Origin of the sequence: Morganella sp. EGD-HP17, assembly GCF_000512315.2 — a bacterium.
Classification (GTDB): Bacteria; Pseudomonadota; Gammaproteobacteria; order Enterobacterales; family Enterobacteriaceae; genus Morganella; species Morganella morganii.
Genome location: NZ_AZRH01000006.1, coordinates 1 through 20,041 on the forward strand (window position 1 = coordinate 1; position 20,041 = coordinate 20,041).

At 50.0% G+C, this 20,041-nt stretch carries 21 protein-coding genes and 1 other annotated feature; of the genes, 7 read left to right on the plus strand and 14 right to left on the minus strand.

From position 1 onward, the window contains the following. The 7 genes from X965_RS07920 to pheS all read right to left on the minus strand — a co-directional run. Positions 1–277, minus strand: a 277-nt coding sequence (locus X965_RS07920; protein ID WP_036417705.1) for a glycosyltransferase, incomplete at its 3' end; no start/stop codon positions are given. Continuing rightward, on the minus strand, positions 278–1,423 hold the full coding sequence (gene arnB, locus X965_RS07925; RefSeq protein WP_004235375.1) for a UDP-4-amino-4-deoxy-L-arabinose aminotransferase: 1,146 nt from the start codon (positions 1,421–1,423) through the stop codon (positions 278–280). 143 nt (positions 1,424–1,566) lie between these two features. Then, positions 1,567–2,340: an ATP-binding cassette domain-containing protein gene (locus tag X965_RS07930; RefSeq protein ID WP_036417707.1), complete on the minus strand. Its 774-nt coding sequence runs from the start codon at positions 2,338–2,340 to the stop codon at positions 1,567–1,569. Beyond that, positions 2,340–3,350, minus strand: a complete 1,011-nt coding sequence (btuC, locus tag X965_RS07935) for a vitamin B12 ABC transporter permease BtuC (protein WP_004239981.1) — start codon at positions 3,348–3,350, stop codon at positions 2,340–2,342. Before btuC ends, X965_RS07930 begins: the two co-directional genes overlap by 1 nt. 111 nt (positions 3,351–3,461) lie before the next feature. Next, complete coding sequence (ihfA, locus tag X965_RS07940; RefSeq protein WP_004235369.1) at positions 3,462–3,758, minus strand: integration host factor subunit alpha; 297 nt, start codon at positions 3,756–3,758, stop codon at positions 3,462–3,464. A gap of 4 nt (positions 3,759–3,762) precedes the next feature. Beyond that, positions 3,763–6,150, minus strand: coding sequence for a phenylalanine--tRNA ligase subunit beta (gene pheT / locus X965_RS07945; RefSeq protein ID WP_004235367.1), 2,388 nt, complete (start codon positions 6,148–6,150; stop codon positions 3,763–3,765). A 14-nt stretch (positions 6,151–6,164) separates the two neighbouring features. Then, positions 6,165–7,148, minus strand: coding sequence for a phenylalanine--tRNA ligase subunit alpha (gene pheS, locus X965_RS07950; RefSeq protein ID WP_004235365.1), 984 nt, complete (start codon positions 7,146–7,148; stop codon positions 6,165–6,167). Between pheS and X965_RS07955 the strand changes: the two genes are divergently transcribed. Then, positions 7,147–7,431, plus strand: coding sequence for a hypothetical protein (locus X965_RS07955; protein ID WP_004235364.1), 285 nt, complete (start codon positions 7,147–7,149; stop codon positions 7,429–7,431). The two genes, pheS and X965_RS07955, sit on opposite strands and share 2 nt — an antisense overlap. Then, positions 7,238–7,360 (minus strand) — a sequence feature (Phe leader region). It overlaps the preceding gene by 123 nt. A gap of 74 nt (positions 7,432–7,505) precedes the next feature. On the opposite strand, the gene rplT is transcribed toward X965_RS07955, so the two are convergent. The 6 genes from rplT to X965_RS07980 all read right to left on the minus strand — a co-directional run bounded on the left by rplT (position 7,506) and on the right by X965_RS07980 (position 13,685). Beyond that, positions 7,506–7,862 (minus strand): 50S ribosomal protein L20, encoded by a 357-nt coding sequence (gene rplT, locus X965_RS07960; RefSeq protein ID WP_004235362.1) that lies wholly within the window; start codon positions 7,860–7,862, stop codon positions 7,506–7,508. A 40-nt stretch (positions 7,863–7,902) separates the two neighbouring features. Continuing rightward, positions 7,903–8,100 (minus strand): 50S ribosomal protein L35, encoded by a 198-nt coding sequence (rpmI, locus tag X965_RS18940; RefSeq protein ID WP_004235358.1) that lies wholly within the window; start codon positions 8,098–8,100, stop codon positions 7,903–7,905. Between the two features lie 91 nt (positions 8,101–8,191). Next, positions 8,192–8,731, minus strand: a complete 540-nt coding sequence (infC, locus tag X965_RS18945; RefSeq protein WP_071592720.1) for a translation initiation factor IF-3 — start codon at positions 8,729–8,731, stop codon at positions 8,192–8,194. Positions 8,732–8,734: 3 nt separating this feature from the next. Further along, the gene (thrS, locus tag X965_RS07970; protein WP_004235354.1) at positions 8,735–10,666 is read right to left on the minus strand and encodes a threonine--tRNA ligase; all 1,932 of its coding nucleotides are present in this window, start codon (positions 10,664–10,666) and stop codon (positions 8,735–8,737) included. Between the two features lie 332 nt (positions 10,667–10,998). Further along, positions 10,999–12,552, minus strand: coding sequence for a phosphoethanolamine transferase (locus X965_RS07975; RefSeq protein ID WP_239670179.1), 1,554 nt, complete (start codon positions 12,550–12,552; stop codon positions 10,999–11,001). A 452-nt stretch (positions 12,553–13,004) separates the two neighbouring features. Beyond that, positions 13,005–13,685: a transglycosylase SLT domain-containing protein gene (locus X965_RS07980; protein ID WP_036417709.1), complete on the minus strand. Its 681-nt coding sequence runs from the start codon at positions 13,683–13,685 to the stop codon at positions 13,005–13,007. Positions 13,686–13,922: 237 nt separating this feature from the next. On the opposite strand from X965_RS07980, the gene X965_RS07985 reads away from it, so the two are divergent. The 5 genes from X965_RS07985 (at position 13,923) to X965_RS08005 (ending at position 18,513) form a co-directional block, all read left to right on the plus strand. Next, positions 13,923–14,852 (plus strand): metal ABC transporter substrate-binding protein, encoded by a 930-nt coding sequence (locus X965_RS07985; protein ID WP_036417711.1) that lies wholly within the window; start codon positions 13,923–13,925, stop codon positions 14,850–14,852. Beyond that, entirely contained in the window at positions 14,849–15,733 is an 885-nt protein-coding gene (locus X965_RS07990; RefSeq protein ID WP_024473275.1) for a manganese/iron ABC transporter ATP-binding protein, read from the plus strand. Before X965_RS07985 ends, X965_RS07990 begins: the two co-directional genes overlap by 4 nt. Continuing rightward, the gene (locus tag X965_RS07995) at positions 15,730–16,605 is read left to right on the plus strand and encodes a metal ABC transporter permease (RefSeq protein WP_036417713.1); all 876 of its coding nucleotides are present in this window, start codon (positions 15,730–15,732) and stop codon (positions 16,603–16,605) included. Before X965_RS07990 ends, X965_RS07995 begins: the two co-directional genes overlap by 4 nt. After that, positions 16,602–17,456 (plus strand): metal ABC transporter permease, encoded by an 855-nt coding sequence (locus X965_RS08000; RefSeq protein WP_004235342.1) that lies wholly within the window; start codon positions 16,602–16,604, stop codon positions 17,454–17,456. The genes X965_RS07995 and X965_RS08000 overlap by 4 nt, the downstream gene beginning before the upstream one ends. 193 nt (positions 17,457–17,649) lie before the next feature. Continuing rightward, positions 17,650–18,513, plus strand: a complete 864-nt coding sequence (locus X965_RS08005; protein ID WP_004235340.1) for a fructosamine kinase family protein — start codon at positions 17,650–17,652, stop codon at positions 18,511–18,513. Positions 18,514–18,584: 71 nt separating this feature from the next. On the opposite strand, the gene X965_RS08010 is transcribed toward X965_RS08005, so the two are convergent. Further along, a complete protein-coding gene (locus X965_RS08010) occupies positions 18,585–19,124 on the minus strand; it encodes a YniB family protein (RefSeq protein ID WP_004235338.1) in 540 nt (179 codons plus the stop codon). 179 nt (positions 19,125–19,303) lie between these two features. Between X965_RS08010 and hxpB the strand changes: the two genes are divergently transcribed. Beyond that, positions 19,304–19,969, plus strand: coding sequence for a hexitol phosphatase HxpB (gene hxpB, locus X965_RS08015; RefSeq protein ID WP_004235335.1), 666 nt, complete (start codon positions 19,304–19,306; stop codon positions 19,967–19,969). Positions 19,970–20,041: the final 72 nt, after the last annotated feature.

Below are 20,041 nucleotides of genomic sequence, written 5' to 3' on the forward strand. Positions count from 1 at the left end.
CCCCCCCGGCCTGTCTAAACCCCGCCATAATTGCGGAATGCTGGCCGTAGTTACGGTTCAGCAGGACAGCAACCACATGGTTTTCAGGGATCTCTGCCGCCTGCGTCAGCACTTCTGCTGAACGGTCACGGCTGCCGTCATCCACCAGCACAATTTCATACGCCTGCTTCAGCGACTGACAGGCTTTGATTGTACGTTCCAGCAACTGAGGGAGACTCTCTTCCTCGTTGTAAACCGGAATTACCACTGAGACTTTCTTAATTTCGTTAAATGACACTTATTTCTGCTCCGCAAGAATAGCTCTGATTGCGTCTGTCACACGGGTCACATCACTGTCTTTCATATCCGGGAAGAACGGCAGCGAACATAATGTCGCGGTGTTCCACTCCGAATTCGGCAGTGATAATGACGGGTACCGTTCCCGGTAATATTTCTGGGTATGAGCTGCACGGAAATGCAGACCTGTCCCGATATTGACCGCTTTTAACTGCTCCATAAAGGTATCGCGATCGATGCCGCAGACCGCTTTATCCACACGAATCATCAGCAGATGATTGGCATGCAGATGCGGGTAATCCGGCACGGATAACAATTTAACCGGCAGCCCCTCCAGGGCTTCACGGTAAAGCTGTGCCAGATGTGCGCGGCGTGCGTTCAGTTCGTCCATCCGGCTCAGCTGCACCACCGCAATCGCGGCGTGGATATCTGACAGGTTATATTTGAACCCCGGTTCGACCACTTCTGCCTGCGGTTTGCGGCCCTGCATCTGACGGTCAAACGCATCCACACCCAGCCCGTGGAACTTAAGACAGCGGATACGCTGTGCAAGTTCATCGTTATCTGTAGTAATTAATCCGCCTTCCGCGCAGGTGACGTTTTTAATCGCGTGGAAAGAGAAAATAGCGGTGCCTTTTTCGCCGATCCACTCGTCACGGTAACGGGTACCAACGGCATGTGCGGCATCTTCCAGCAGGAAAATATTGTGTTCCTGCGCAATAGCACGTAAAGCAACCAAATCACAGGGCGCTCCGGCATAATGAACAGGAATGATGACTTTGGTCTTCGGGGTAATCGCCGTACGGACGTCATCCGGCTGAATCATCAGTGTGTCGCGGTCAACATCAATCATCACCGGTACCGCGCCGAGCAGCTCGATCATATTGATGGTGGAAACCCAGGTCTGTGAAGGCGTGATCACTTCATCTCCCGGGCCGACACCCAGTGCCATCAGCGCAACATGCATACCGGCAGTTGCGGATGCCAGAGCAATGGCGTGTTTACAGCCGAAACGCTGACAGAAATCCGCTTCCAGCTGCTGATTTTGCGGGCCGGTGGTGATCCAGCCGGAACGCAGTACTTTTTCAACAGCCGCGATCTCTGACTCGCCGATAGCTGGCCGGGAAAACGGAAGAAACTCAAGCATAAATACAACCTAATAAGAATCGGAAGTGATGATTATATCCTGAATTGATTCAATTGACGCTCAACACCAGGGCTTCGTTTAAACAATTCTTAATCTTTACAGCGACTACATAACAACAAATATATGTGACAGCATAACAAAAATCAGCGCCGTTGTTGATGCCAATCTGTTATTTGCCACTGTGTTTCTTGTATTGGTCTGATACTTTTTATTTCAGACTGAAAAAGTTCGCTCAAGATATCTTCAGTCATAATTATCTGAGTTTCACCGGCGGCAAGTAACTGACCGGCTTTAAGTAACACCACCGCATCGGCATGCAGATAACTGTGGTTTAAATCATGACCGCTGGTAATAATCGTTCCCTGCTGTTCACAAAACCGGGCTATCCATTTATCCAGCATCGCCTGCTGGGTAATATCCAGGTGGTTACGCGGCTCATCCAGTAATAAGTATTTCCCGGACAAGTCATCCGTTGTCCATAATTGCAGAAATATCGCCGCTATTTTCACCCGCTGCCATTCACCGCCGGATAATTGCGTCAGCATACGCGGCAGTAACAGCTCCAGCTGAAAATCGCCGCACAACTGATAAATAAGCTGTGTATTTTCCTGCACCGCCGGCATATAGAGCTGCAGATACTGAAACACCGTCATCACCGGGACACAATCGGTGGTTTGGGTCAGATACGCACGGAACTGTGCCTGCTGCCGTTTGGGGATCGATTTTAAGTCCGTACCGCGGTAGCGGATTTGCCCCTCATAACGCACAGCATCCGCCAGTGCGGCCAGCAGAGTACTCTTGCCGGAGCCGTTCGGTCCCAGCAGATGGATTTGCTGTCCGGCAAAAAATTGCAGGGCATCACAGGTAAGACGGCGGCCGATGTGGATCCCGCTGACATCAAGTAACAGATTATTCATCAGCGGCGTCCTCCGTGATGCCGGGTCAGCAGATAAATAAAGGCCGGTGCGCCGATGGTTGCAGTCACCACGCCGATCGGAATTTCGGCATTGGATAAAATCAGCCGTGAGCATAAATCCGCCAGCAACAGACTGACGGCACCAAATAATGCACAGGCGGGTAATAATGTCCGGTGATCAGTAATACCCATCAGCCGCAGCATATGCGGGATAATCAGCCCGATAAAGCTGATAGCGCCGGCCACCGCCACACTCAGGCCGATCAGCAACCCGACGGCAATAATAAACACATTGCGCCAGCGGTGTGCCGATACCCCGAGCTGCTGGGCATTAACCTCGCCCAACGCAAGATAGTTAAGCACCGGTGCCTGCCACAGCAGCCACACGGCCACCACCGCTATCGCCGCCAGCAACGGACTGAGCCGCCAGTCCGCCCCGGAAAAACTTCCCATCATCCAGTACATCAGCTGGCGTAAATCCAGACTGGTGCTGAAATACACCATCCAGGTCATAAATGCGCCGCAGATAACCCCGAGAGCCACGCCGACCAGCAGCAGCTGGCTGTTACTCAGTCGCCGGAAATGAGCAAACCAGAGTAAAATCAGTGTCAGCAGTGTCGCCCCGATCACCGCCCCGCCCCCCAGCACCCACAGCGGCGGCATGCCTTTGAAAAACAGGACGATAAAGACAACAAACACCCCGGCACCGTTACTCACGCCGAGCAGCCCCGGTTCCGCCAGCGGGTTTTCAAAAATGGCCTGCATCACCGCACCGGCCATTGCCAGCCCGGCCCCCACCGCAATCACCGCCAGCACACGCGGGAAACGCAGATCCCAGACAAATAACTGCGCGGTTTCAGATAACCACTGGTCCGGTAAAATCCACATCTCACCGGCGCACAGTGCAACGGCGATCATTATCAGCAAGGTAACAGAAAGAAGAATTATGCGCTGTACATCCCGCTTTTTCCGCGTCTGTACCAGCTTCGTGATGGGGTTGTGAATATGCATGAGATCCCTGTCATTAATCAAGACGGGAGATAGTATACCTGAGTCAGAAGGAGGTTAATGTCTGACAAACCACAGAAAAGAAAACGACCTCATAAGAGGTCGTTTCAGGTCTTACTCTTTCGGTGTCGATTTTTCGACCTTGGCTTTCAGTTTCTGCCCCGGACGGAAAGTGACAACACGACGGGCTGTGATAGGAATATCTTCACCCGTTTTAGGGTTACGGCCCGGACGCTGATTCTTGTCCCGCAGATCAAAGTTTCCGAAACCGGATAATTTCACCTGCTCACCATTCTCAAGAGAACGGCGTACCTCTTCAAAAAACAGTTCTACCAGGTCCTTCGCATCGCGTTTGCTCAGGTCCAGTTTTTCCGACAGATTTTCTGACATTTCAGCTTTAGTAAGCGCCATAGGTTTAGTCCCTCAAGGATGCTTTAAATCGCTGTTGCAACGCGGCAACGCATTTGTTTACGGTTGCTGCAATTTCATCTTCTTCAAGTGTACGCTCTGTATCCTGTAAGGTCAGACTGATCGCCAGACTCTTATAACCCTCAGCAACACCCTTACCACAGTACACGTCAAATAAGTTTATGCCAACTAACTGATTTACGCCAACTTTTTTACATTCGTTCAGAATGTCTTGTGCAGCGACGTTTTCCGGCACAACGATGGCGATATCCCGGCGGTTCGCAGGGAAGCGTGAAATTGCTTCAGCCTCAGGAATAATACGGTTTGTCAGTGCGTCCCAGCGGATTTCAAAGACAACCGTACGGCCGTTGAGATCCAGTTTTTTCTCCAGTTCCGGATGAACCACACCGATATAACCAATATGCTCATCTTCCAGATAAATCTCAGCACCTTGTCCCGGATGGAGGGCCGGATTTGTCGTTGCTTTAAACGATACACGATCTAATTTGCCAGTCAATTCCAAAATGGCTTCCAGATCACCTTTTAAATCATAAAAATCAACGACCTGTTTTTCCGATGACCAGTGTTCTTCATTACGGTTACCGGCGATAACGCCTGCCAGCATGGTTTCCTGACGGATCCCGAGGTCTGCGGCCGCATCCGGTACAAAGCGCAGACCGGATTCAAACAGACGGACACGGCTCTGCTGACGGTTCTGGTTGTACACAACAGTGCTTAACAGGCCGGTCAGCAATGACAGACGCATGGCTGACATATCTGCAGAAATCGGGTTCGGCAGAATAATCGCGTCCTGACCCGGGTGCAGCAGGGTCTGGATTTTCGGATCGACAAAGCTGTAAGTAATAGCTTCCTGGAAGCCACGGTCAACCAGCAGTGTTTTCACACGCTTAAGCGGCAGATGTGCTTCGTGACGGGAGGTCATAATCAGGTCAGCGCGCAGCGGAACATCCGGGATATTGTTGTAGCCGTAAATACGGGCCACTTCTTCCACCAGATCTTCCTCAATTTCCATGTCGAAACGCCATGACGGCGCAGTCACCAGCCACTGATCCTGAGAAATTTTCACATCGCAGCCCAGACGGGTCAGGATATCCGTTACCTGCGCATCATCCACATAATGGCCGATCAGACGGTCAAGCTTGTTACGGGTCAGTGTAATCGTTGCCGCTTTCGGTAAATCTGCTTCAGAAACCACTTCAATGATTTCGCCCGGCTCACCGCCGCAGATATCCAGAATCAGACGGGTGGTACGCTCAGCCGCGATACGCTGTAACTGCGGATCCACGCCGCGCTCAAAGCGGTGTGAAGCATCGGTATGCAGACCATACTGACGTGCACGGCCGGTGATAGCCAGCGGGTTAAAGAATGCGGTTTCCAGCAGGATATTTTTAGTGGTGTCAGACACACCAGAGTGCTCGCCGCCGAAAATACCGGCCATACCCAGCGCACCACGGCGATCTGCAATCACCAGAATGTTATCTGTCAGTGTGACTTCGTTGCCGTCCAGCAGCGTCAGTTTCTCACCCTGCTCTGCCATGCGGACAATCAGCTCACCCTCAAGGGTATCCAGATCATAAGCATGCTGCGGCTGACCCAGCTCCAGCAGGACGTAGTTGGTGATATCCACGACCGGATCGATAGAGCGGATACCGCCGCGGCGCAGTTTTTCCACCATCCACAGCGGAGTTTTTGCTGTCACATCGACGTTTTTAATCACACGTCCGGTAAAACGCGGACACGCCTGCGGCGCATCAACACGGATAGGGAACGTGTCCTGATGGACAGCGGCGACCGGGGACATATCCGGAGCCTGATAATCCATCTTATTGAGAACCGCCACATCACGGGCCACACCACGGATGCTCAGGCAGTCCGCACGGTTCGGCGTGATGCTGATTTCAATCGCGGTATCATCCAGCTTCATATAGTCGCGCAGATCGGTACCGACTGGCGCATCTGCCGGTAATTCAATAATACCGCTGTGATCAGCGCTGATACCCAGCTCAGAGAATGAGCAGAGCATACCTTCTGACGGCTCGCCGCGCAGTTTGGCAGCTTTGATTTTAAAATCGCCCGGTAAGACCGCTCCGACTGTCGCAACAGCCACACGCAGCCCCTGACGGCAGTTTGGTGCGCCGCAGACAATATCGAGCAGGCGGTCACCGCCGGTATTCACTTTTGTCACACGCAGTTTATCGGCATTCGGGTGCTGTCCGCACTCAACCACTTCCCCGATAACCACACCGTTAAACTGACCGGCAACGGCTTCTGTGCCGTCCACTTCCAGGCCGGCCATCGTAATCTGATCAGATAACGCGTCGCTGCTGACAGCCGGGTTTACCCATTCGCGTAACCAGAGTTCACTGAATTTCATGAGAGTATCCCGCCTTATTTGAATTGCTTGAGGAAACGAAGGTCATTTTCGAAGAATGCGCGTAAATCGCTCACGCCGTAGCGCAGCATAGTCAGGCGCTCCATCCCCATACCAAAGGCGAAACCGGAGTAAATGTCCGGGTCAATACCGACATTGCGCAGCACATTCGGATGTACCATCCCGCAGCCCAGCACTTCCAGCCATTTGCCGTTTTTACCCATTACATCCACTTCCGCTGACGGTTCAGTGAACGGGAAGTAGGACGGACGGAAACGCACCTGCACTTCTTCTTCAAAGAAATGATTCAGGAAATCATGCAGTGTGCCTTTAAGATTGGTGAAACTGATATCAGTATCCACAATCAGACCTTCTGTCTGATGGAACATCGGGGTGTGAGTCTGGTCGTAGTCATTACGGTAAACACGGCCCGGCGCAATAATGCGGATTGGCGGCTGTTTATCTTTCATGGTACGGATCTGCACGCCGGAGGTCTGCGTACGCAGCAGACGTTTGGCATCAAACCAGAAGGTATCGTGGTCAGCACGCGCCGGATGGTGTGCCGGAATATTCAGTGCGTCAAAGTTATGATAGTCGTCTTCGATTTCAGGGCCGGATTCAACAGAAAAGCCCAGTTCGCCGAAAAAGGTTTCGATACGCTCAATGGTACGGGTGACCGGATGCAGACCGCCATTTTCCATGCGGCGTCCCGGCAGAGAGACATCAATCCGCTCTCCAGCCAGACGGGCATTCAGCGCCGCAGATTCCAGAGAATCTTTACGGGCATTCAGTGCGGTCTGAACTTCCTGTTTGGCTTCGTTAATCACTGCACCCGCAGCAGGACGATCTTCCGGCGGCAGATCCCGCAGCGATTGCATCTGTAAGGTTAAATGCCCTTTCTTACCCAGGTATTCAACACGTACCGATTCCAGCGCTGCAACATCCTTTGCCTCTTCGACGGCTGCTTTTGCCTGAGCAACCAGTTCAGCGAGATGTGGCATGTTTTCCTATTCCTCTGACCCTGTGGTCTTCAATTATGACGACGGTGCTGCCGGACGTGATTATCTCACCCGTTCCGGCAAGCCCCTGAAACAAAAAAGCCTCCAAACTGGAGGCTTACGGCGTTACTTTTCGTTTCTTTTTTACGCGCAAAGCCCCCTGAGTTCAGGCGCTAAAGTAAAAAAAGAAGCGGAAAGAAACGATATTATTCATTTTCTCAACTATTTATCAGTTAACCGGATGTATTTTGTCATATTACGCGAAAAACATGCGGATATACAATGACAAATTATTCATTCCGCAGATTTTTTCTGCCGGATAGCAAAAGAGGGAGCAAGCTCCCTCTTCTGTCTGAACAATTACGCCAGAGCGCCTTTTGCTTTTTCGACCAGCGCAGTAAATGCGGCTTTATCGAATACAGCGATATCGGCTAAGATCTTACGATCGATTTCGATGGATGCCTTTTTCAGACCGTTGATGAAACGGCTGTAAGACAGACCATTCTGACGAGCTGCTGCGTTGATACGTGCAATCCACAGCTGACGGAACTGACGCTTACGCTGACGACGGTCACGGTAAGCATACTGGCCAGCTTTGATTACTGCCTGGAAGGCAACACGATAAACGCGCGAACGGGCACCGTAGTAACCTTTCGCTTGTTTCAGAATTTTTTTGTGACGTGCGCGAGCAATGACACCACGTTTTACACGAGCCATACTAATCTCCTAAAGTCGTAAACTTTGCTAAAAAACTTGCTTATGCGTATGGCAGGCAAGCGACAACTAAACCCAGATCCCCTTTGGAGACCATACCTTTCGGACGTAAATGACGTTTACGCTTAGTTGATTTTTTAGTCAGGATATGACGGAGGTTAGCATGCTTACGCTTGAAACCACCTTTGGCGGTTTTTTTGAAACGCTTAGCTGCACCACGTACAGTTTTAATCTTTGGCATTTTTATTTCCACTTCGCATTGTTAAACAACGAATTAATCCGGCGAATAAAAGCCGGGGTTGCCCCCGGCATTTATTACTTGGATTGCCGGACTATTTCTTCTTAGGAGCGAGCACCATGATCATCTGGCGACCTTCGATCTTCGACGGGAAGGATTCGACGGAAGCTAATTCACTCAGATCGTCTTTGATGCGGTTAAGCACTTCAATACCAATCTGCTGGTGCGCCATTTCACGACCACGGAACCGCAGTGTGATTTTGGCTTTATCGCCATCTTCAAGAAAACGAACCAGGTTGCGTAGTTTGACCTGATAGTCGCCTTCATCTGTGCCAGGACGGAATTTGATTTCCTTAACCTGAATAACTTTTTGTTTCTTCTTCTGCTCTTTAGCCGATTTGCTTTTCTCGTAGAGGAATTTGCCGTAATCCATGATACGGCAAACGGGCGGTTCGGCATTAGGGCTGATTTCAACTAAATCAACCCCGGCTTCCTCGGCTTTCTCAAGAGCTTCTCTCAGGCTGACAACACCAAGCTGCTCGCCTTCAAGACCAGTTAAACGAACTTCATTGACACGGATTTCCGTATTGATACGGTTCGGACGTGCTGTTTGAATTCTTTTTCCGCCTTTAATACCTTATTCCTCCGGTTGTTCTTCAAGTCTGCGACTGCGAATTTCTTCAAGCAGTGCGTCTTTAAATTCGCTCACGTTTATGCTGCCAAGATCGTTGCCGCGGCGGGTACGAACAGACACTTCGCCTGTTTCCATCTCTTTATCACCGCAGACCAGCATATACGGAACACGACGTAGCGTGTGTTCGCGAATTTTAAAGCCAATCTTCTCATTTCTCAAGTCTGCTTTTGCACGAATTCCGGCATCCTGCAGTTCTTTGACGACTTTCTGGACATAATCGGCCTGAGAATCAGTGATGTTCATCACCACTACCTGGTTAGGCGCTAACCATGTCGGGAAGAAACCGGCAGTTTCTTCAGTCAGGATACCAATGAAGCGCTCCATCGAGCCTAAGATCGCGCGGTGAATCATCACCGGGGTCACGCGTTCATTGTTTTCGGCAACATAAGTTGCCCCCAGACGAGCCGGCAGAGAGAAATCGAGCTGCACTGTACCACATTGCCATGCACGATCCAAACAATCATACAAAGTAAATTCAATTTTCGGCCCGTAGAAGGCACCTTCGCCCGGCAGATATTCGAATTCGATGTTGTTTTCTTTCAGTGCACTTGCCAGGTCAGCTTCGGCTTTGTCCCACTGGACATCAGAACCGATGCGTTTTTCCGGGCGGGTGGACAGTTTAACCACAATCTTTTTAAAGCCGAAAGTGGAGTACATGTCATAGACCATGCGGATACAGGAACTGACTTCGTCCATTACCTGCTCTTCTGTACAGAAGATATGCGCATCATCCTGAGTAAAGCCGCGGACACGCATCAGACCGTGCAGTGCACCGGAAGATTCGTTACGGTGGCAGCTGCCGAACTCCGCCATACGCAGCGGCAAGTCACGGTAAGAACGCAGACCCTGGTTGAAGATCTGAATGTGACCCGGACAGTTCATCGGCTTAATGCAGTATTCACGGTTCTCAGAAGAAGTTGTGAACATGTGCTCTTTGTAGTTTTCCCAGTGTCCTGTTTTTTCCCACAGAACGCGGTCCATCATAAACGGACCTTTCACTTCCTGGTAATCATACTCTTTCAGTTTCACACGGACGAACACTTCCAGCTCACGGAAAATTGTCCAGCCGTCGTTATGCCAGAACGCCATACCCGGCGCTTCTTCCTGCATATGATACAGGTCAAGCTGCTTACCGATTTTACGGTGGTCACGTTTTGCGGCTTCTTCCAGGCGCTGCAGATAAGCGGCTAACTGCTTCTTATCGCCCCACGCTGTGCCGTAAATACGCTGCAGCATTTTGTTTTCGCTGTCGCCGCGCCAGTAGGCACCGGCCACTTTCTGCAATTTGAAGTTATGGCAGAAGCGCATATTCGGTACGTGCGGACCACGGCACATATCGACATATTCTTCATGGAAATACAGTGCAGGATGCTCATCCTGACCGATATTTTCGTCCAGAATTTCAACCTTGTAATCTTCGCCGCGGGAAACAAACGTCTCGCGGGCCTCGCCCCATGTGACGCGTTTTTTCACGACGTCATAATCTTTTTTGGCGAGTTCCATCATCCGCTGTTCGAGTTTCTCGAGGTCTTCCTGGGTCAGTGACTCATCAAGATCAACGTCATAATAGAAACCGTTATCGATTACCGGACCAATCGCCATGCGGGTGTTCGGCCATAATTGTTTGATGGCATGACCTAACAGGTGAGCACAGGAGTGACGGATAATTTCCAGTCCTTCCTCGTCTTTGGCGGTGATAATGGCTAAATTTGCATCGTGTTCAATCATGTCGCAGGCATCGACCAGCGTACCGTTGACACGACCCGCGATACAGGCTTTCGCCAGACCGGCACCGATATCATTCGCAACATCAAGGACAGAAACAGGATGGTTAAACTGGCGCTGACTGCCGTCAGGAAGAGTAATTACAGGCATTTTTAAATCCTTATCTACAGTGGTGACCCATACGTAAGATCACATATAGAAATCTCATTTATTTGATTTTCAGTACGTTACCGGCAATTTCTTGCGTACATTGCAAGCCGGGTCACACCTGCGGATCATAATCTGCCGGGCGCCCTTGCCGGAACTCAAAATCCATACTAGCACAGCAAATAAGGATTAATAGATTTATGTGGCCAGGTATCTGAAAAAGTGTGCCGTGTCACAAAGAATGCAGGAATTATGAACATTTCCTTTTTAAAACAGTGCCTGCGGCGGATTTTAAATCATTTTTTTGTACTGTCAGAATCCGCCGCAGGCCGTTTTCAGGGAAGAACCAGATTATCTTCAGGTAATGAATCAAATGATTTCAGTTCATTTTTAAAATTCACCACACTCTTTTGGCCGGCACATTGCGTATCCCGCAACCAGTCACAATGATTATCCAGCCTAGCCTCTTTTATGCCCATCCACTGACTCAGCAGCGGCAACATCGATAATCCGCTGCGGAAATGTGTTATACGGTTTTGTGACTGTGCATCAAACGCAGTAATAAAGAACGGCACCTGAAAATTTTGTTTCATGCTGTCGCCGTGTGTCAGATTGGTATTCTCCGTGCCCTTATCCGTAAACAGCAGACCGTGGTCAGAGAAGTAAGCCATTGTCCAGCGCTGATGCTCCTGCCCTGCCATCGCGGCAATATCGGACAGTAATTTATCGGTATTCTCAATACTTTTGATATAGCAGGAAATATTACGGGAACCGATAAATTTATCGAAATTTTCAGTCAGTCTTCCGCAGGGTTGCGGATGAGAACCGATTAAATGCACCACAATCAGTTTTTTACCGTTCTTCTCTGCCAGCGCATCGCGGACGAACGGCAGCAGCATTTCATCCGGCCCGCCTTTATCTGAACGGTTCGGGGCGAGAAAATGATAAAAACCCGCTTTTTTCCCCATAATCCCCACCGGAGAATCATAAATGCCTTTCATATGCTGATTTGAAATCCAGTACGTATGAAAACCGGCTTTATTCGCCAGTGCGACAAGATTATCACTCAGGTTTGTCACATTCCCTTCACGGACGGCAAGTGCATTTGTCAGAGACAGCGTGGTGGAGCCGGACGCAGAAATGTAGTTATCGAAAAACAGGCCGTTGCGGCTGCTCATCCACGGTGTATTCGGGTGTAATTCAAAACCGAATGCATGCATAAAATCTTTGCGGACACTTTCACCGATGACAAGAATATAGGTGTCATAACCAGTCTCTGTGACTTGCGGATCCCAGTGATCACTGGTTTCAATAACCTTGGCATAACGCAGATTATCTTTGCGGATTTGCACATAGCTTTCATAACTGTCACGGAAAAAACGAATTTCCGGTAAACCGGACTTAAATACCGAGACAAATCCTTCCGATTTTCCCTGAATATAATCTTTTGAGGATGACCAGAATGCGGTAATAAAAAAGACGGTAAACAATACAATTCGCTGATGACGTTTTTTCAGCGGCTTCATCAGCAGTGCACAACCTGCAGATACCAGCAGCCCGGCAAGATACAGATAGGTTTTAAAAGGCAGCCCGGCAATATATTCCAGTGATTCACCGTTATCCGTATACATCAGTGAACCAACCGCATTCACATCGGGATAACCGTAATTGATCCCCACCGCCCCGTAAATAAGGCCCAAAAGTAAATATATCGTCAGCAGCAGAACATACAGCACCCGGCTGAATGACAGGCAAAATGTAAACAGTGCTGCCGCACTGAGAACATAAATAAACTTATATTCATAACCAAAACTTAAATGCAGAACCGACAGAAACAGAAAAAGTCCGGCTGTCGCAATAAAAATCCGTAACATACGTGTTGTCATCATACCCGGCAATTTTAATTATCAGTACAGAGAAAGTCCCGCATTATAGCGGGACTTTCCTCCGGGGACGACCGCTTTGTAACAATCACAGCCCTCAATTATTCACACCACAAAACTACCAGGTAAAACATTGATACAATTTATCATTGTTAATTCACCAATTGTAAAATGTTGTCCGTTATACTCCGTCCGTAGTAGAGATAAGTGAACTTTTGGTATTTCTCTTGCCCTGATCCTGAATCAGGGCTTTTTTTTCATTTTTTCCGCACAACACGCAATTCCTCATACTCCCTCATTCTTTTCTTCATTATTAATGATGCAGGTCGTATGCTTTTTATACACAGAAGACGGACGCGTCATACCGAAATATCAGACGGATTTTTTGCAGCGGGACAATTCCGCTGCAGATTCACACTGCAACGGAAAAATAATTTATGAAGGAAAAAATCAGAGGATCAGTCAGCCATCGCCAGTGCGCGGTACGCGTTTTTCACTTTCCACAGATAACGGGGAGCCTGTGACGCAGGGTGTTTGCTCTGCACATGCTCATAAAATTCATCGGCTGACAGCGCGTTAATTTTTTCAATCGCCAGTGCCCGGTTGTTATCAAACGTACGCAGCAATGCGCCGGCGCCGTTAACATAAGAGACAATCGTTGCGTAATTGAGAGTTTGCGGGTCAGTAATGCCGGCCAGATGCTGGTCACGGATAATCCGGATGTAGGTGGTACCGATGTCGATATTGGTTTGCGGATCCAGCAGTTCACGGGTACTCGGTTCACCGTTGCGGCCTTTCACACGGTAGGCATCGCGCCCGGCGGTTGAGGCTTTAATCTGCATCAGACCCACCGCGTTGGATTTGCTGATCACATCCGGCCGGTAAGACGATTCCACCTCAATAATGGCGCGGATCAGTGTTTCATCGACTTCATAACGGTTGGATGCCTGGCGGATAAACTGATCAAACGGAGTGGCCGGATAGACGCCACTGCCCTTTGCCGGATAGGCGGAATAATCACTGATGCCGGACGATGGCGGCGTTATCCAGCCACCGGAACCGGTACGGGACTGTTTGCTGCTTCCTGAGCAGCCCGCCAACAATAATGCTAAAGCAATCACACTAACGGTTTTTTTCACTCTGTTACCCTTTATCCGGCATTCTGACGAAGCTAAGAATACTGAAAACACACATAAACCAAAAGGAGTTTACTTAACTTTTACATTTTATGTGATTCATAGCATAGTGTGAATCGATCGTACTGAATGTTATAAAGATATTGCGGAAGTGCTTGACAACATCAAATGATATTGATAATCATTATCAATAACGATATCCTTAGTGATTGTCACACTTTAACCAGGCAGGCTGATAAAATGAACAAAAAACAAAATGCGTTTTCCCTTCCGTCCCTGACACAGATATTCCGCCATGCTGTGCTGCTGCTTACCCTGTGCGCGGTCAGCGGGTATGCCGCTGCAGCGGAGAAAAAATTTAAGGTCGTAACCACTTTCACCATTATTCAGGATATGGCGCAGAACGTGGCCGGTGATGCCGCTGTTGTGGAATCCATCACCAAACCCGGTGCCGAAATCCATGACTACCAGCCAACCCCGAAAGATATTATGCGGGCGCAGGATGCGGATCTTATCCTGTGGAACGGCCTGAACCTGGAACGCTGGTTTGAGCGCTTCTTTGAAAATTTACAGGATGTCCCGGCGGTTGTCATTACCGAAGGTATTACCCCTAATTCCATCCGTGGCGGCGCCTATAACGGTAACCCGAACCCGCATGCCTGGATGTCCCCGACCAACGCGCTGATGTACATCGAAAATATCCGGGCTGCGCTGGTAAAGCATGACCCGGCGAATGCGGAAACCTACAATAAAAACGCGGCTGAGTATGCCGCGAAAATAAAAGCACTTGATACCCCGCTCCGTGCCCGTCTGGCCAATATCCCGGAAAATCAGCGCTGGCTGGCGACCAGCGAAGGCGCATTCAGTTATCTGGCCAATGACTACGGTTTTCAGGAAGTATACCTGTGGCCGATTAACGCAGAAGAGCAAGGTACACCGCAACAGGTCCGCCACATGATTGATACCGTCCGCGAATATAAAATTCCGGTTGTATTCAGCGAAAGCACCATTTCCGACAAACCGGCTAAACAGGTCGCCAAAGAAACCGGTGCAGAGTACGGCGGCGTACTGTATGTGGACTCCCTGTCTGCCGCTGACGGCCCTGTTCCGACCTATATTGATCTGCTCAATACCACTGTAGATACTATCGCCAAAGGATTTCATCAATGAGTGATCAATTCAGCAAACCACAGCTGGTTGTCGATAACGCCACTGTCACTTATAACAACGGCCATACCGCGATTTTTGATGCCAGTTTCAGCATAGAGGGCGGCTCTATCTGCGCCCTCGTCGGTATTAACGGCAGCGGTAAATCCACCCTGTTTAAAACTATTATGGGGCTGGTCACACCGACACAGGGCCGGGTGACACTGAATGATGAACCGGTGCGTGCTGCGCTGAAAAAGAATGTGATTGCCTATGTCCCGCAGACAGAAGAAGTGGACTGGAACTTTCCTGTTCTGGTCTCTGATGTGGTGATGATGGGCCGTTACGGAAAAATGGGTTTTCTGCGCATTCCCGGTAAAGAAGACAAAAAAGCTGTCGCCGATGCACTGGAACGTGTCGGCCTTACCGGGCTGGGTCACCGCCAGATAGGCGAGCTTTCCGGCGGCCAGAAAAAGCGTGTGTTTCTGGCCCGTGCCCTGGCACAGAACGGCAAAGTATTGTTGCTGGATGAGCCTTTTACCGGCGTGGATGTCAAAACAGAGAATGCCATTATCGATTTACTGCGCTCACTGCGCGAAGAGGGGCATCTGGTACTGGTCTCCACCCATAACCTCGGCAGTGTGCCGGAATTCTGTGACCATGTGATTCTGATAAACCGTACTGTGCTCGACAGCGGCCCGACCGCCACCACGTTTACCCAGAAAAACCTGGAAAAAACCTTCGGCGGTGTGCTGCGTCATATCAATCTGTCCGGGCCGGATCTGCATGACGACGATGACCCGCGTTCACTGACTGTTATTACCGATGATGAACGCGCCGCTGTCTTCTACGGCCATCAGGACAATCTGACGGTGAAAACCGGCAGTAAGGAAGAGCAGCCATGACAGAGCTGTTACTTCAGCCGTTTGAATACAACTATATGGTGAAAGCCATCTGGGTGAGCGGTATTGTGGGTGCGGTGTGTGCCTTTCTGTCCGCTTACCTGATGCTCAAGGGCTGGTCACTGATGGGAGATGCCCTCTCCCACTCTGTGGTTCCCGGTGTGGCGGGGGCTTACGCTCTCGGTTTCCCCTACTCTGTCGGTGCGTTCTTCACCGGGATGCTCGCTGCCCTTTCCATGACCTTTATCCGGCATCTGACCCGCCTGCGGGAAGATGCGGTGATCGGGTTTATATTTTCCACCTTCTTTGCCGCCGGTCTGCTGATCGTTTCCCTGAACCCGACCTCTGTCAATGTACAGACCATTATTATGGGGAATATCCTCGGGATTGCCGATGAGGACATGCTGCAGGTGGAAATTATTATTGCGGTTTCTTTCCTCGTACTGATGTTCATCTGGAAAGATCTGCTGGTGGTTTTCTTTGATGAAACCCATGCCCGCTCTATCGGCCTGAACCCGCTGGCACTGAAAATTATTTTCTTTACCCTGCTCAGTGCCTGTACTGTCGCGGCACTCCAGACAGTCGGGGCGATTCTGGTGATTGCGATGGTGATTACCCCGGGAGCCACTGCCTATCTGTTAACTGATCAGTTTAAAAAATTACTGATTATCGCCGTCGTTTTAGGAGCAGTCACCAGCAGTGCCGGTGCCTACATCAGTTATTTTCTGAACGGCGCGACCGGCGGCATGATTGTGACCTTACAGACTATTGTTTTCATGATTGCCTTCTTCTTCGCACCAAAACACGGCATGCTCTCCGCCCGCCGCCGTGCCCGTCGTGAATCAGCAAAACTGCGTCAGGAGGCAAACTCATGAGTGATTTTCTGACCTCTCTGTTTATTGACCCGTTTGCCTTTCCGTTTATGCAGCGGGCCATGTTTGCCGCTATTCTGACCGGCGCGGTCTGTGCCGTTCTCTCCTGCTTCCTGGTGCTAAAGGGCTGGTCGCTGATGGGGGATGCAATTTCCCATGCGGTACTGCCGGGTATTGTGCTGGCCTTCGTGATGGGCATTCCGCTGATTATCGGTGCGTTTGTATCAGGGCTTTTCTGTGCTTTTGCCACCGGTTACCTTAAAGAACACAGCCGGATCAAAGAAGATACCGTGATGGGGATTGTGTTCTCCGGTATGTTTGCCCTCGGTCTGGTACTATTTACCCGCATTGATACCGAACAACACCTGACCCACATTCTGTTTGGTAACATCCTCGGGATCACGCAGGCTGAACTGCGTCAGACCCTGATTATCGCGGGGCTGACCATGGTGGTACTGATGGTGAAATACAAAGATTTCATGCTGTACTGCTTTGATCCCAACCAGGCACGGGTTATCGGACTGCCGGTCCGCATGCTGCACTACGGGCTGTTATCACTGCTGGCACTGACCATCGTCGCCTCTCTCCAGGCGGTCGGGATCATTCTGGTAATCGCTATGCTTATTTCTCCGGGTATCATCGCCTTCCTGCTGTGCCGCAGCTTCGGCAAAATGATCCTGGTGGCGATTCTGGTCTCTGTCAGCTCCAGCTATATCGGCACTGTCGTCAGCTTCCATATCGACGGCGCCACCGGTGCCTGTATTGTCCTGGTTCAGGCACTCTATTTTGTGCTGGCACTGATTTATAACCAGCTGCGGTTATCCGCCCTCAAACGCCGCAGACAGGTTGCCTGACCTTCTGTTCACGGGGGATATTCTGTCACCGGGATATCCCCCGCTTCCGGACTCTTCCGAAACAGCCATCCGTTTTTGTCCTTTTCTGTATTTCCCTGCTCTTACTGTGTAATTTGTGTGAGATGTCCGCTTTTTTCTTTTATTTTCCGGCGGTAAGATAGACTGACTGATAGACGGCTTAGTGAGGTGGCTCATGTGGCAGGCAGCAGGACGTATACTCAGTGAACATTTCGGCGAACACTCGTTCTCTGACAAGAAACAACTCGATGGCGGTGAAATCCACCGTTCCCGGAGTGCCCGTTACGGCGATCATCCGGTTTTTATCAAATATAACCGGCGTGACATGTTGCAGGTATTCAAAACCGAGGCGGAGCAGCTTGATGCTCTCAGCCGCAGCCGTACACTGACAACCCCCGCCGTTTATGGTGTCGGGTCGACAAAAGAGTTCAGCTTCCTGATTATGGAATATCTGCCGCTGAAGCCTTTTGATTCCCATTCCGCCTATATGTTCGGGCAGCAGCTGGCGCGTCTGCACCAGTGGCATGAACAGCCTCGTTACGGTTTCGATGAAGATAACCTGCTGGGTACCAATCCCCAGCCGAATGCCTGGGATAAAAAATGGGCTTCTTTCTTTGCTGAAAAACGGATTGGCTGGCAGTTACAGCTGGCGAAAGAAAAAGGTATCATCTTCGGCGATATTGACAGCATTATCCGGCGTGTACAGCAAAAGCTGTCTGACCACCAGCCGCAGCCATCCCTGCTCCACGGCGATCTGTGGCCGTCAAACTGTGCGGCGGTGGCTGACGGCGGAACAGTCGCGTTTGACCCGGCGTGTTACTGGGGTGATCGTGAGTGTGATCTGGCGATGCTCTCTTTTTTCCCTGAGCTGCCGATGCAAATCCTCGACGGCTATCAGCAGGTCTGGCCGCTGGAAAGTGGTTTCTTAGAGCGCCAGCCGCTCTATCAGCTCTATTATCAGCTTCACCGCAGCCATTTATTTGGCGATCGTTATTATCAGAGTGCGCAGACGATTATTGACGATATTCTCGCCGGTTAATCCCTGTCTTACAGACAAAAAAATACCCCGTCAGAGACTCTGCGGGGTATTTTTTATTCAGGCTGTTTTGCTTACCAGTTAAGGAACTTAATTAAAAACCACGCAATTGCGCCGATAAATACCGGCAGCACATACAGCACAAAAATTTGCCGGAAAATAGTGTGATTCGGAATACGTATTTTGGCGATTAAATCCGCCGGTGTTTTTCCGCTCTCTCTGGCATTTTCAATAATGGCCTGATCTTCAATATTCTCGCGGATAAATTTTACCTGCCGGGACATACGGATACCGGATGCACTCAGCGCCAGCCCCACAAACATCAGGATATAAATCAGTAAAAAACTCAGATTGTGACCTTCAAAACCGAGTAATTTATCCGGTACAGGGGAGTTATTCCAGAATGTGTTCAGGAACGGTGTATTCACACGGATCATTTCCGTCACCACATTGATAAAATCCCCGATAACGGCATTAATTTTATCACTGCCGGTACTCTGCTGATGAGCCAGTTTCAGTAACGAAACAATGGTTGAGATCAGGGCCGGAATAAAAACCACCCAGCCTGCCACCCGTTTAAATACAGCAACCCAGCGGGCCTGTTGCAGCGTCATGCGCTTTCCTCATTTGATTTTTTCCCTGTAATCATAGCGCAGAAATCAGGAGAAAATCATTATCATTATTCCGGACTTTTTTACCCCGTAAATTATTAAGTCACTTAATGAACTCTCTGCCCCGGCTTGTTACAATCAGAGAATGTTTTAATTCATTGCAGGATCTCAGGAGCTACACTATGTCCCACACCTTACCGGTACAGGCCGCTGTTTTTGATATGGATGGTTTACTGATTGACTCCGAGCCATTCTGGCTTCAGAGCGAAAATCAGGTTTTCAGCAGCATCGGCCTGGATATGTCACTGCGGGATAAGCTGCCCGATTTGCTGGGTCTGCGTATCGACCAGGTCGTGGAGCTGTGGTATCAGGTTTCGCCGTGGCAGACTCCCTCTAAAGAAGAGGTCATTCAGCGGATTATTGATTCCACAATTGCCATGGTGGAAAAAGAGCGTCCGCTTCTGCCCGGTGTGGAACATGCGCTCTCCCTGTGTCAGTCACAGGGACTGAAAATTGCTCTGGCTTCCGCCTCGCCGCTCTATATGCTGGAATCTGTGCTGGAGATGTTTAATATCCGCCATTATTTTGATGCGGTGGTGTCTGCCGGTGATCTGCCCTACAGCAAGCCGCATCCGCAGGTTTATCTGAATGCCGCTGAAGCACTGGGTGTTCCGCCGGTGCAGTGCGTGGCGCTGGAAGATTCCGTTAACGGTATGATTGCCTGTAAAGCCGCCCGCATGCGCTCCATTGTGGTTCCGTCCGCTGAAATGGCCGCCGACCCGCGCTGGTCACTGGCAGATTACCGCCTGTCATCGCTCAGCGAACTGACTGCGGCTATGGTCCGCTGATTATTTTTGTGGCGGGAAATATCCCGCCCTGCTCCGTTAGTGAAATATTCCGGAGTTATTCATTAATAAATA